Origin of the sequence: Vibrio kagoshimensis, assembly GCF_050337535.1 — a bacterium.
In the GTDB taxonomy this organism is placed as follows: Bacteria; Pseudomonadota; Gammaproteobacteria; order Enterobacterales; family Vibrionaceae; genus Vibrio; species Vibrio gallaecicus.
In genome coordinates, this window is sequence record NZ_JAKJSZ010000002.1 from 184,843 (window position 1) to 197,932 (window position 13,090).

The 13,090-nt window shown below is 39.3% G+C and carries 11 protein-coding genes; 3 read left to right on the plus strand and 8 right to left on the minus strand.

The window, feature by feature from the left end:
* Positions 1-14 precede the first annotated feature (14 nt).
* Positions 15-299 carry a hypothetical protein gene (locus L4C37_RS01020; protein ID WP_429767653.1) on the minus strand — a complete coding sequence of 95 codons (285 nt, stop codon included), beginning with the start codon at positions 297-299 and terminating at the stop codon, positions 15-17.
* A 382-nt stretch (positions 300-681) separates the two neighbouring features.
* On the opposite strand from L4C37_RS01020, the gene L4C37_RS01025 reads away from it, so the two are divergent.
* The 3 genes from L4C37_RS01025 (at position 682) to L4C37_RS01035 (ending at position 2,531) form a co-directional block, all read left to right on the plus strand.
* Positions 682-1,875 (plus strand): SH3 domain-containing protein, encoded by a 1,194-nt coding sequence (locus tag L4C37_RS01025; RefSeq protein ID WP_429767654.1) that lies wholly within the window; start codon positions 682-684, stop codon positions 1,873-1,875.
* Positions 1,876-1,939: 64 nt separating this feature from the next.
* Positions 1,940-2,101: a hypothetical protein gene (locus L4C37_RS01030; protein ID WP_429767655.1), complete on the plus strand. Its 162-nt coding sequence runs from the start codon at positions 1,940-1,942 to the stop codon at positions 2,099-2,101.
* A gap of 97 nt (positions 2,102-2,198) precedes the next feature.
* Positions 2,199-2,531 (plus strand): DMT family transporter, encoded by a 333-nt coding sequence (locus L4C37_RS01035; RefSeq protein ID WP_198592332.1) that lies wholly within the window; start codon positions 2,199-2,201, stop codon positions 2,529-2,531.
* Positions 2,532-2,575: 44 nt separating this feature from the next.
* Here L4C37_RS01035 and L4C37_RS01040 read toward each other — a convergent pair whose 3' ends face one another.
* The 7 genes from L4C37_RS01040 to pnp form a co-directional block, all read right to left on the minus strand.
* On the minus strand, positions 2,576-3,220 hold the full coding sequence (locus L4C37_RS01040; RefSeq protein WP_429767656.1) for a hypothetical protein: 645 nt from the start codon (positions 3,218-3,220) through the stop codon (positions 2,576-2,578).
* Positions 3,217-5,370: a hypothetical protein gene (locus tag L4C37_RS01045; protein ID WP_429767657.1), complete on the minus strand. Its 2,154-nt coding sequence runs from the start codon at positions 5,368-5,370 to the stop codon at positions 3,217-3,219. Before L4C37_RS01045 ends, L4C37_RS01040 begins: the two co-directional genes overlap by 4 nt.
* Before the next feature lie 13 nt (positions 5,371-5,383).
* Positions 5,384-7,513: a hypothetical protein gene (locus L4C37_RS01050; protein WP_429767658.1), complete on the minus strand. Its 2,130-nt coding sequence runs from the start codon at positions 7,511-7,513 to the stop codon at positions 5,384-5,386.
* A 3-nt stretch (positions 7,514-7,516) separates the two neighbouring features.
* Entirely contained in the window at positions 7,517-8,749 is a 1,233-nt protein-coding gene (locus tag L4C37_RS01055) for a site-specific integrase (protein ID WP_429767659.1), read from the minus strand.
* Positions 8,750-9,085: 336 nt separating this feature from the next.
* Positions 9,086-9,493, minus strand: a complete 408-nt coding sequence (locus tag L4C37_RS01060) for a MarR family winged helix-turn-helix transcriptional regulator (RefSeq protein WP_429767660.1) — start codon at positions 9,491-9,493, stop codon at positions 9,086-9,088.
* A 131-nt stretch (positions 9,494-9,624) separates the two neighbouring features.
* Positions 9,625-10,542 carry a lipoprotein NlpI gene (nlpI, locus tag L4C37_RS01065; protein WP_429767661.1) on the minus strand — a complete coding sequence of 306 codons (918 nt, stop codon included), beginning with the start codon at positions 10,540-10,542 and terminating at the stop codon, positions 9,625-9,627.
* Positions 10,543-10,662: 120 nt separating this feature from the next.
* Positions 10,663-12,783: a polyribonucleotide nucleotidyltransferase gene (gene pnp / locus L4C37_RS01070; protein WP_429767662.1), complete on the minus strand. Its 2,121-nt coding sequence runs from the start codon at positions 12,781-12,783 to the stop codon at positions 10,663-10,665.
* Positions 12,784-13,090 lie beyond the last annotated feature (307 nt).

A 13,090-nucleotide genomic window follows, 5' to 3' on the forward strand; every position in this document is an offset into this window, starting at 1 on the left:
TTATAATACCGATTTTATTCTGAATCAGTTCTGTCAGTAATCTTGATTGATGCTTCTGTTAAGCCTATACGTAGTAGCTCTGCTAATGCCCCGTCCAAGCTTTTGAATATACGAGGCTCATAAGGCTGTCTAGAGCTACTTAACACCAATGGTTCACCATTCCATTCAGAACCATCGAAAACGACTGTGTATGCGCTTTTCATACCTGAAATTTGTGCGTGATCGATAATCCCACTTTTGACTCGCTCTTTAGCCATAGAGCTAAGTATGCAGTTACCACCGTTTATGCCTGAAATCATGATAATTCGTCCAATATCCGTTTTTGCTACAATATCAAATATCGCAACAATAATGTAGTTTTGAAATAATTTTGGGAGAGTTCAATATTTATGCAGAGCATGAAAGCTTAGTACATCATAGGTAACGCTACGGTGAAAACCATAATGAGCGAAGGTGTGTTTGCAATGATCGGTGCTGATACACCTATGGACAGAAGTAATTCATTGACATTGTTGGTTATTGCACTGGCTCAAGTATATCAATTTCCCTTGATTGTACATATTATACAATGTACTAGCTTCTACCTTCATAACCAAGTCACTCAACCATTTCTAATATTCGGTAAAAGGATGGGGAGCTGAAATAATAAAGCGATGAGATCCATAAGGACAATCAAACCGAATGAAAAAGAATCAACTGCTTGATAAATCAGCTCAAATGACAAGTCTAACGGCTATGCCTGATATATCGGCTCAAATAGCAAGTCTAACTGCCATGCCTGATATGTCGGCTCAAATAGCAAATCTAACTGCCATGCCTGATATGTCGGCTCAGATAGCAAGTCTAGCTGCCATGCCTGATATGTCGGCTCAAATAGCAAGTCTAACTGCCATGCCTGATATGTCGGCTCAGATAGCAAGTCTAACTGCCATGCCTGATATGTCGGCTCAAATAGCAAGTCTAACTGCCATACCAGATATGTCGGCTCAAATAGCAAGTCTAACTGCCATACCAGATATGTCGGCTCAGATAACAAGTCTAACTGCCATGTCTGATATGTCTGCTCAGATAGCAAGTTTAACTGCCATGCCTGATATGTCCGCTCAAATAGCAAGTCTAACTGCCATGTCAGATATGTCGGCTCAGATAGCAAGTCTAACTGCCATGCCTGATTTAAGCAGCCGTATGACCGAACTATCAAAAATGAAAGATCTGAATGTACATATGGCAACCTTATCGGTCATACCCTCTTCAATGTGGGAGCTAAATGTTTCACTAGATTTTTTGAAAAATTCAGTAACTGATGCGTGCCATTCAGGGGTTACAGTAAATGAAAATGGCACGATTAAGCATTCATCCAAAGAATTAGCGGTGTTTGAACTGCAAGAATTAACAATGGATGTATTACAGCATTCTGTAGATATCAACCAATCTATTGAGAGTTATATAAATTGCTTAATACATGAAATTAAGAAGCAGAAAGATCCATTAACTCAACGTTTATTATCATGGGTTGTTTTTCCATTGATAGTTGGGCTTATTCTTTCTGTAGCGGCACCTATATCAGAGCACTACGTGAATACTTACTTAGGCAAAGATAATAGAACAAAGGTAAAAATAATTAAGCAAAATGCAAACAATGCTGTTACTGACCCTGATTTACTCAGTGAAATGCGTTTTGTTAATACACCATTATTAAACGTAAGAATGCAACCTTCTATCAATAGCGAGCTAATTGGAGCTTTGAAATTTTCCACCCCCATTGTTGTTATTGAGAAAAGAAAAAGTTGGACATTAGTTCTGTGGGTAAATGAAGAAACGGAAGTATCAATTAAGGGATGGGTATTTTCTAGATACTTACAAAAGTTCAGGTAATTGGGATAAGCTTAGTTCATCAAGAGCTGAGTTATAGAAGTATCTCACTACAAAGTAATTCCTCTTGGATTTTACGAAGCATTCGGTAGGCTCAATCTCAAAAGAACAAATGCAAGTTGGTAACGACAATACCCAAAACACCACTATCAATATTCAGCAGCTTGTTGAAAAGGTAGCTTCTAGTAATGATACCGAAGCAAAAAAACAAGCTGAAACAGTTACTTGAAAACAACACTGTTGCTAGCGTATTAGGGGCAAGTGTTTCTAGTTTATTGAGCATGCTATAAAAGTAAAAACCATACCTCACAGTTAAGGTAAAAAACATTATGGGATATTTGTATCTTGCAGTTGCGATAATTGCAGAAGTTATAGGAACAAGCGCTCTAAAAGCATCTGAAGGATTCACTCAAACATTACCTAGCTTTGTGGCAATTATTGGTTACGGAGTCGCTTTTTATTTCCTATCACTAGTACTAAAAGCAATTCCTGTTGGAGTTGCTTACGCTATTTGGTCGGGGCTGGGGGTCGTTCTTGTTGCTATCGTAGGAACAGTTGCATTCAATCAAAAGTTAGATTTAGCAGCAATAATTGGGATGATCTTGATTATTGCTGGAGTATTAGTGATGAACATATTTTCAACATCAGTAAAACACTAACCTAAAAGCTAACAAACACGTTTGTTAGCCTTTCTATTTATCTTCTATGCTCCTTTGAGCTGTCCTTGCAGGTTCATTATTTCTTTCCTTAGACGTTTAATAACAAGTTCACTCTCTCCTTGTTCCGCTATTTGCTTTAACAGTTCATCTCGACTGGCAGTAACATCAACTAGCTTCTTATTTAAATCGTCATTTTCTCTTTCAAGCTTTGCAACTTTGGCTTTAAGAACTGCTTCAGACTGTATCACAACAGAGTTAGTATAGTAATCAAGGACTTCTCGACCAAACTCCTTTTGGGCTTTCTTAGCTTTACTCAACTTAGCTTTTAGCTCTTCTTTCGTAGGCTGATGAGCTTTCGAGTTAACTACATAGCTAGATAAGTCAAAGTGTGCTTTAAGCTTTGCATTCCAGGCATTAATACTACTAAAAAGAAATGGGCAGTTTTCCTTAGACATATGCGAGTGGTTAAGGTTAGCTCTACCCAACTTTCCCCCCGCCACCCTTGCAACCTCACTCTTATTTATAGTGCGTTCTCGAACTTTCAAAAGTGAAGTGGCAGTATCGATGTGAACTTTTGCTTTCTCATACTCATCTTCACACACTCGATAAATAACTTGCTGTAATTCAGAGAGTTCATAGTAAGCGCTTGGGTACTCTTTTTTCTTTTTAGTTAAGCCGACTAACTTCATTTCGACACCTCCAACTCATTTAATTGCGACCTTAGAGCATCAATTGTTTTGATTATGCGTTTCGACTCTTGCCTTTGCCTGCATTTGTTAGAGTTAACAAGTGACATTAAATTATTAGGATTTTTTGACGACTCAAGCAGGTTTATATGAATTGTCTGAAGCTGCTCCAAAGTCGTTAGATGAGAATCCGACTTCACTGCAACATTCGAGCAACCAAGGCAAAGGTTACTTTCACCACGATCAACTTTTGCGACCCCCGCAAAATCACGACATTTAGCCAATGGTACTCTGTCTTTAAATAGCATACAGAAACCGTATGAGTGTGGAACTAATCTTACCAGCCCATCGTCATCACTAGAGATCCAGTCATAAATTTGTTCATCTAGCTCATCCATAGTTACCCAGTTCATTGTTGAGAGTTTTTTTCGCACATACTCTACAGAAGCACCTGTGAAATTTGTTGCATTTTCTTTTCCTGCAATTTTTTTAATCAACTCATGAGTATATGCACGCTCAGCGGTACGTTGAACTTGTGGACTAACTTTATTACGTATGTAGTTATCAACATAACTCATGACATCCTTAGATGAATGAGCAAAACAGCGTCTAATTGCCCGATAAACATCGCCATCAAACCGCCTAAGTAAGAAATCAACAAACGTGTGGCGAAAAGCATGCACTGAAATGTTTTCATCAAGATCTCGAATCTCTTTTTCTGTCTCAGGAGATAAGCTTTTTAAGGTCTTTTCATAGATATCATTAATGAATCGATTTAAAGTGCCATTTCGTGCTTCTTTTTTTACTTGAGAGTCAGGAACACCTAACCAAGCCGCTTTTAAATCATTAACAAGTTTGTCGGGTTGAGTATGGTAACGCCTCGCTGCATATGTCGCTGCGTTATAAAAAATGGAGCAATATCCTTCCTTTATGACTCCACTCAACTTGTATTTTAATGGCTGAGTTTTATCTATGTAGCTAAGCTCTAAAAGTGAATTTACCGCTATGGATACGGCATCGCCAGTAGATCGGGTGACAGGTAATCCTTGATGGGTTTTATCGATTCTCGTAGTTAAATAGACAACGCCACTTTCTTCTTTTATCGCATTGTTGGCTTTGATATTAGCTAACTCATGCACCCTAATGCCTGTAAGAATAGAGATGACGGTTAATGAACAATTATGGTAATGCCTAACCTGCTCAGAAAGGACAGCTTGCGAAGGCAGCACTGTTTGCACAATAGATATAAATTCTTGTAAAGAAATACTACCTGCTAGGGCTTCATTTGCTCTATCAAACCACTTATAAAAGTTTGCAGTCATATTTTTCAGTCGAGAGAGAATCGAAGGGGCATTTGAGCTTTTTACATACCCTATTGCCTCAAAGTCATCATGACCATGCTCAACAATGAGAGCAGCAGCCCCTGCTAACTTTTTATTAGCGTTAATCCACCAATTGCATTCTCCCTCATCCCTACAAACATCAAAATATGCTTGTATGACTTTATGCTCAGTACTTTCAAGTTGTTCAATAGAATAGTTAAGCATCAGCATTGCCGTGGAAAGCGATACTGTTTCAAAACTACCTCCGTAAAGCCACTCTAATACGTCTACATCTGGGTATTTGTCACTGATGTACTCTGATGCGACCTTAGATAACTTTGACCTGCTGAGTGTTGCTGTCGTAGCCCAAACGCAACTGCCATCAATCGCTAACTTAGAAAAATCATTCAAGAATTGCATGAGCGTGATTATTGATTGCTGAGCATAAATCTCTTGCCCATTTTCGGGTCTCTTATCTATGAGAAAATATAAATACTCTACAACATGCTCAAAGTTAAATTCATCCAGAATATGAACAATTTCACGAGCATTCAAATACTCACAAAAATATTCCAACCTCTCAAATACATAGAGCCTCTCTGCACTCAATGCTCCAGCGTCTAGGTATCCCCCTAACGCTTGGACAATCGCAAATCGAAGAACCACTTTGGATTCTGAAGATAACTGCGTGCCAGAAAAGCTAACATCGAGGTGACTATCACCGACAATAAACTCAGTATCATATAAATTGTTCAGCCTTACTGAAGAAGCTTCCTTCTTTTTTTGAGAGTCTAAAATATCTCGAATAGTATGATTAAGTACTACAGTCATCTATAATTTCCTCTCATATAATCGGTGCAAAAACAGGTAACTCATGCTTATGGAGTATTTCATCAGCTTTCCTATGAAGCGCACCTTCAAATTCTTCAATAATCGAAGCTAAAACGACTCGAAGAGCCTCTGTCTTAATAACTTTATCGGAGAACATTTCACCGATTGATTTTTGATCTTCAATTAGCGCAGATAAACTTTCATCAATATGATTTACATGAGCTTTCAAGAACGCCAATACCAATGGGTGTTTCACAAACAAAATAGAGCTTTCATGCTCTACCCCCAAAAACTCAGTGATATCACACCCTGTTTTATTGATAAATTCAGAAAGCTCCATAGCAGTTAACTTTTCAGATTCTGTGCTTAAGTCAAACATGTCTTTCACTTCTGACAGTGAAACAACCTTTGCTTTACCTCTAAGCAACCTGGCTTCCTCAACCATCCTATTGGCAACTTGTTGCCCTACTTTGTGATCAGCTTCCAGCATTACTGGGCTATGATTTCGAGCTTCATACACATTGATATCCGTCTTAAGAGTATGAGACCGTTGATCTGCATCCATTTGTTCTGTAACACCATCATTCGCCTCAAAATTTGTGTCACTAACCTCTTTATCAACCAAATGATAATCAAATTGCATAACTTTTTGAGTTGTTGAAATTGCTGTGAGACCTAAGTGCAGATTTTTCTTTTGTTTACCCTGAGAGGCTGCTTTAAACTCCTTTTTAGCTGTAACCCAAGTTTGAATAAAGTGTGCAGTTTCCTCAGAAAAACATGCAGGAAAATTAGTCACTGCATTCTCAAATTGCTTTGTTACGTTATATATTGATTTTCCGAAACTTTTTGTTTGTGAGGCTTTTGAAATCGGTGTGGCTGTTATTGACAGGTTCTCTGCGGAGTAATACTTGCAGAGTTTATTGTAAAACTGAGAAAAAACCTCAAACTCAAACTTATTCTTAGTTCGAGTAAATACATAAACATGACCTCGATTTGTGTTCGGATTTGAGCCGCCACGGTTCTTATTCTCTTCAATTTGTACGCTTCCGCCCTTACCTGAGCTTAAGTTCACTGAGATACAATTTGGTGTTAATCGGCTCAACATTGATTCTGAAAATTGATATTTAGCGAGTATTAACCTACAAACAATCAACTCTAGATCTGTGAAAGAGGCATCATGTCGTGGCAGTAACAACCCAGTGCTTAATGGTATCGTGACTGAACCTTTCCCTAGAACTTTAGCGTGACCCTTGAAGCATTTCTTCCCTTTCGAAAACCAATAACTATAGAATCTCAACGGTGCTTCATTATCTTCGACATAAACTAGTTTTTCTGGCGAAGAGTGCAATGCTAGTAGCCTTTCATTACGATCTATATAACAGCGAGATAACGTTATCAGTAACTTCCTTTGCAACTCGGATGGGTACGAGTTGAAGCTATTCTTCCCCGTATAAGCTTCAATAATTTGATTGTACAAATCCATGTCATGGCGATATTCAGATTGAATAAGTGAATCTAACTCATTCGATATCTCCCAAGCTTCACGAAGAAAGCCATTAAAACCAGACCACAACTGTTTTTCTGCTTGATTCGAGTTATGTCTACCCAATAATTTTTGACCAAGCGTGTCACGAGGCTTTGCCTCTTCTGCAACTGTACGTGGCAACTCTTTCAATGCATTTTTTATCTCTATTGAGTATTCGACACCGTAGAGTTCATGTGACTTAAGAGCTTTATTTAAAAGTCCAACAATAGAGTTAAAGCTTCCCACTGCTACACCGTTCTTTTTCAGCAGTATGAATAACGACTTAATAAACCCTCGGTCATTAATCCTGTCTATATCATTCTCAATTGCTAAAAACAGTGTTTTCAAATCTCTAGATAATCGATTTTTCGAGCTTAAAGCCTGCTCTCTGACTGACTTAGAACTTAAATATGCAAACAAGCAATCTAAGAGTGGAGATTGAATCGAATTCGATTTAAAGCACTCGAACACTCGACCGTTAATATTTCTCTCACAAGCGATAGCGTAGAAACAAATTCGCTCAGGAGTAGACGCCTCATCCAATTCACCATTCAAAAAGTCCTCGTGGCTTACTGTGTAAGAACGGGCTAACGTACTTTCAAATGAAAACTCATTCATGTTCTAGCCTCTCCTTGCGTGATCTTTATCTGACATTTCAACAGCGAAGCTTTTAAGTATTTCATCTTCGGTTAGGACTGCTGCAAGGTAAATATATGAAGCTAACGTTGTAGAAAAGTTAGAATGACCCATTAGCTCTTTAAGAGCGATTTGATCTAAGCGCTTCCCTTCTTTACGTTGCTGAATAACGTGGTTTGTGGCAAAGCAGTGCCGTGTTGAATACAGATCTCTCTTTTTCCACAATTCAATTTCCGTGATGTCTAACATTCCTTTGGAAATGTATGCGTTAACCATTTTTTTCCATTGCTGATCATTAAAACAGCTAGACGACTTTAAAGGCTTACCACTTAATGATGTAAAGATTGATCCTGAAAATTTAATTTGCTGTTTCTTCTCCCAAAGAGGAATCGTCACATACAAAAATTTTTTCAACGGAGCATAGACTTGTGGCGGTATGATGATTTTGCGCAATTTACCTGCACCTCTTCCTTTACCAGTAACGATCAGCTCTGTACTAGCATTGAACGGTGCATGTTTGTCTATTACTTTTAACAAGCGCTTGATTGTAAAATTGTGAAACTTGATCAGTTCATGTGGTCTTATGCCAGAGTAATAGCACAGTAGAAGAATAAGACGATCCCTCTCATGGAGGAATGGATTGATTGTTGTCAGGTAGTTCAGCAGCTTATTAAACTCAACCTCATCATAGTAAAGATCGTGAATAGCTTTATCCAAGCCTATTGTTGCGGTTTGCTTTTGAGTATATTTATCATAAAGATAAGAAAAACTTGGATTAAATGATGATAATCCATAGTCATAGCAAAACTCATAGAATTCACGAATAACGTGGATATGCTGAGTAATAGAAGAGTTTTCTAGTGGTATACCTTTCGTGAATTCCACATCACCTCTAGCTAAGAGACTCAAGTAGCCAGACACATAGCTATCATTTACTTCTAAGTGAGCAGTGCTTGCTTTTACATACCTATTCTTTTCTGGATTCTCACGATCATCTTCCAAAAAAATCCAGTCATTGTAGTCAGTAAGTACCTGTGATAGATAGGTCTTCAACATCTGAGCTTTATTTCTCAAAGCATCGGTCTTTACTCTTTTCCCTTTGTATGCGAGATAAGCATTAGCAGACACTAGCGGTATACCCTCAAGGCAAAGCACATAAGCATCTTGGGTTAAAGTTACATCAAACTCGTAATTGCTAACCTTAATCGACTCCAACATAAATAATCTCTATTTATTTCTGTTAGTTTAAGATTAACACTCCATTCACATCAAATCAACATAATCACTATTTTTTTCTGTTAGTCCCACAAAAACAAAATGAAGGTTCATAAAGTAAAAGTTTAACTAACAGAAATTAGTAAGTAGTATTATTTGTGATTAAAACCATTCACCAGCATTGCTGCGACTGTAGGGATTGTATATCGCCAGAACTGGCGGTTAATTGAATTACTCATCAAGGTATCTCTACTTCCGAGAATATAGTCTTCTTTAAGTGCAGTTTGTACGTTAGCAATTTAGTTAACATAGCTAACTATTTACTTAAATCAGAGAAACTTATTTCAACGCTTTAGTCAAAAGCAGATTTAACTGCTCTAACTCTTCACGTGATAATTTTTTTTCTAATCCTTTAGACATAATTCCATATACATGGCTTTCTTCTTGTAAGCCTATTATTGCTTTTTCCGTCAGCTCAATTCGCTTCGCGCGTGAGTCTTCAGTACACACTTTTCGTTGTACCAACCCTTTGCGTTCTAAACGTTGTACCATATTGGTGGCAGATGGCTTTGTCACTTCCATTTCCACAGCTAAATCAGTTAGTCGAATCGGCTCTGGAGCCAACTGAATCACTTTTAAGTAGTCGTACTCATTAAAGCTCAACTGGTTAATAGGATCTTCTTTACTATGAATTCGCCAAACTTTAGCAGCAAAACGTTCTATTTTTTCTAAGTTAGACGTTAACATAAACAACCCAATTAGTTAGCATGGCTAACTATAATACTCTGTGAGTTTATTTTGGCAAGAAAAAACCGCTGACAGGCAGCGGTTCACGATGAAACTAGTTATATACAACAATGCTTGTAAAAAATTATCTATTACTGAGCTTGCTCTATTTCCTTGAGCTTAGCTTGAGCAATACGCTCAGCCTGAAGCTGCTCGAAAATACGTCCCAACTCTAAGAAAGAATATCGATGTTCTACATACTCATAAACATTGAATGATAACGCGAGTTTATAAAGTGAGATAGCATTCGCGTAGTCACCAGCTAAATGGTGACGCTTGGCTAAATAGAAATACGTTTCCGTTAATCTTTGTGCTAGCAATGTGTTGTCACGGGTTCCTGATAAGATAGCTTTAAACGCTTGTTCTTCAGTAATATCCCCTAGCATAATAGCAACAAGCACCCAACCCCATTGTTCATCACGAGCGCTGTAGCGTTGCTCTAAATCTTTTTTTGCTTGTTCAGGTGTTAGTTCACTTTGAATCACATAAAGCCATAAACCACGGAATGGATCGCTAGGGTCATCTTTGTAATGTTTCAACATTTCTTCATTGGCTAAGTCATATCGTTCACCATAATAAAGCGCAATTGAACGATTTCTTTCAGCATAAGAGTTACTAGGATCAAGCTCTAACGTTGAATCAAATGCTTCATAAGCCGCATCAAATTCACCTATTTGAGTAAAGTACACACCCAATAAATTGAAGATATCCGGTTGAGCGGGATTAAGAGAAAGTGACTGGTTAAAGTCAAGACGAGCTAAATCACGTAGACCTACGCTATCGTAATAATTACCGCGTTCAAATAGCATCTTTGCTCGAACTTCTTTTTTTAAATCAGTACGTTGTAGTAACTGCGTTAACCGAGCTATTTGAACTTCTTGTTGGACACTAGCCTGCAGAGGCACAGCCATTGGAGGGTAAACCCATTGCTGAGTAATCTTATCAGATGTTGATGCACAACCAGTCAGCGTGAGTAACACACACAAGCTCGCGGTTTGAAACCATTTCACGAATAAATACTCCTATAAGACCGCAATAAAAAAAGGGGAGCGATATGCTCCCCTTTATAACATGCTTTAGTATTGATAGGTTAGAAATCACCAAAAAGCGATAAACCTATCATAGGCTGATTACTCAGCAGCTGGTGCTTCACCTTCAGCTGGAGTTTCAACTGCTTCTTTCATGCTTAGACGTACACGGCCTTGACGGTCAATCTCAAGAACCTTAACTGGTACTTCTTGACCTTCAGTTAGGTAGTCAGACACTTTTTCAACACGCTTATCAGCGATTTGAGAAATGTGTACTAGACCATCTTTACCAGGAAGAATCGTTACGAATGCACCAAAGTCAGCTAGACGAGCAACTTTACCTTGGTAGATACGACCAACTTCAACTTCAGCAGTGATCTCTTCGATACGACGGATAGCTTCTTTAGCTGCTGCGCCTTCAGTTGCAGCAATCTTGATTGTGCCATCGTCTTCGATTTCGATTGTAGTACCAGTTTCTTCACAAAGAGCACGGATAACTGCGCCGCCTTTACCGATAACATCTTTGATCTTATCAGAGTTGATCTTCATCATGTGGATACGAGGAGCGAACTCAGAGATATCTTCACGAGCACCAGAGATAGCTTCATCCATTACAGAAAGGATGTGCTTACGTGCACCTTGCGCTTGGTTAAGTGCAATTTGCATGATCTCTTTAGTGATACCTTCGATCTTGATGTCCATTTGAAGTGCAGTGATACCAGCGTTAGTGCCTGCTACTTTAAAGTCCATGTCACCTAGGTGATCTTCGTCGCCAAGGATGTCAGAAAGAACAACGAAATCGTCGCCTTCTTTAACAAGACCCATTGCGATACCCGCAACAGAAGCTTTGATTGGAACACCAGCATCCATAAGTGCTAGAGATGTACCACATACAGAAGCCATTGAAGAAGAACCGTTAGATTCTGTGATTTCCGATACAACACGAACTGTGTATGGGAATTCGTCAACAGAAGGCATTACTGCTTGGATACCACGTTTAGCAAGCTTACCGTGACCAATTTCACGACGCTTAGGAGAACCAACGAAACCAGTCTCACCTACACAGTATGGAGGGAAGTTGTAGTGTAGAAGGAAGTTGTCTTTCTTCTCACCCATTAGGCTGTCGATGATTTGTGCATCACGCTGTGTACCAAGCGTTGCAGTAACAAGTGCTTGAGTTTCACCACGAGTGAATAGAGAAGAACCGTGTGTACGTGGAAGAACACCAGTACGTACGTCTAGCGCACGAACCATGTCTTTTTCACGACCATCAATACGAGGGTTGCCAGCGATGATGCGGCTACGTACTACGTTTTTCTCTAGAGAACCAAGCATGCCGCGGATTTCGCGCTCATCTAGGTTTTCATCTTCAGCAAGAAGTGCAGCTACAGCTTCAGTTTTGATTGTGCCAACTTGCTCATAACGAGCCATTTTCTCAGTGATCTGGTACGCGTCAGATAGACGAGTTTCAGCTTGCTCAGCAACTTTAGCTTTAAGCCCAGTGTTAACTGCTGGCGCTTCCCAGTTCCAAGATGGAGTTGCAACTTCAGCAGCAAACTCGTTGATTGCTTTGATTACAACTTGTTGTTGGTCGTGGCCGTAAACAACAGCTGAAAGCATTTCTTCTTCAGATAGGTTATCTGCTTCAGATTCAACCATTAGTACTGCGCCTTCTGTACCAGACACAACTAGGTCTAGTTTAGAGTTTTCAAGCTCAGTATTTGATGGGTTAAGAACTAGTTCACCGTCGATGTGACCAACACGTGCAGCACCGATAGGACCATTGAATGGAGCTCCAGAGATAGCAAGTGCAGCAGACGTTGCGATCATAGTGATCATGTCTGGGTTTACGTCAGGGTTGATAGAAACAACCGTAGCGATAACTTGAACTTCGTTTTTAAACGCACTTGGGAAAAGTGGACGAATTGGACGGTCAATCAGACGAGCTGTTAGCGTCTCGCCTTCAGATGGACGACCTTCGCGCTTGAAGAAACCACCAGGGATTTTACCCGCAGCGTATGTACGCTCTTGGTAGTTAACTGTTAGAGGGAAGAAATCTTGACCTGCAACAGCTTCTTTCTTAGCAACAACAGAAACGAATACTGATGTATCATCCATAGTTGCCATTACAGCAGCAGTAGCTTGACGTGCAATTACGCCCGTTTCTAGAGTAACGGTGTGGTTACCGTACTGGAACGATTTTACAACTGGTTTTTCAAACATTGTATATCCTTAGCTCTAAAGTCATGACTTTAGATTAAGTGAATAATGACTCAAGATATTACCAATCGCGACTAGTGAAAAGGGACTCAGAATAGTGACTCTTTACATGAGTTCACACGCCGAATTAAGACTAAATCCGCCTTTGAATAGTCGCGACCTATTGGCCGACATCTGTGACTGTAATCTCTTGAGAGGTTGAGTGCCTAACGTGAAAACGCTATAGGCGGGCGTAGTATAAACTATTTTTATTAGGAGAGATATTTCCTATCAGAAAAAGCCAGATGATATTCTGAGCATCCGGTCAGCC

What these genes read in the sequence shown, in the direction of transcription:
- L4C37_RS01040 (WP_429767656.1), bottom strand. Translation starts at nt 3,220, where the DNA reads ATGAAGTTAGTCGGCTTAACTAAAAAGAAAAAAGAGTACCCAAGCGCT.
- L4C37_RS01050 (WP_429767658.1), bottom strand. Translation starts at nt 7,513, where the DNA reads ATGAATGAGTTTTCATTTGAAAGTACGTTAGCCCGTTCTTACACAGTA.
- pnp (WP_429767662.1), bottom strand. Translation starts at nt 12,783, where the DNA reads ATGTTTGAAAAACCAGTTGTAAAATCGTTCCAGTACGGTAACCACACC.
- L4C37_RS01055 (WP_429767659.1), bottom strand. Translation starts at nt 8,749, where the DNA reads ATGTTGGAGTCGATTAAGGTTAGCAATTACGAGTTTGATGTAACTTTA.
- L4C37_RS01025 (WP_429767654.1), top strand. Translation starts at nt 682, where the DNA reads ATGAAAAAGAATCAACTGCTTGATAAATCAGCTCAAATGACAAGTCTA.
- L4C37_RS01060 (WP_429767660.1), bottom strand. Translation starts at nt 9,493, where the DNA reads ATGTTAACGTCTAACTTAGAAAAAATAGAACGTTTTGCTGCTAAAGTT.
- L4C37_RS01045 (WP_429767657.1), bottom strand. Translation starts at nt 5,370, where the DNA reads ATGACTGTAGTACTTAATCATACTATTCGAGATATTTTAGACTCTCAA.
- L4C37_RS01020 (WP_429767653.1), bottom strand. Translation starts at nt 299, where the DNA reads ATGATTTCAGGCATAAACGGTGGTAACTGCATACTTAGCTCTATGGCT.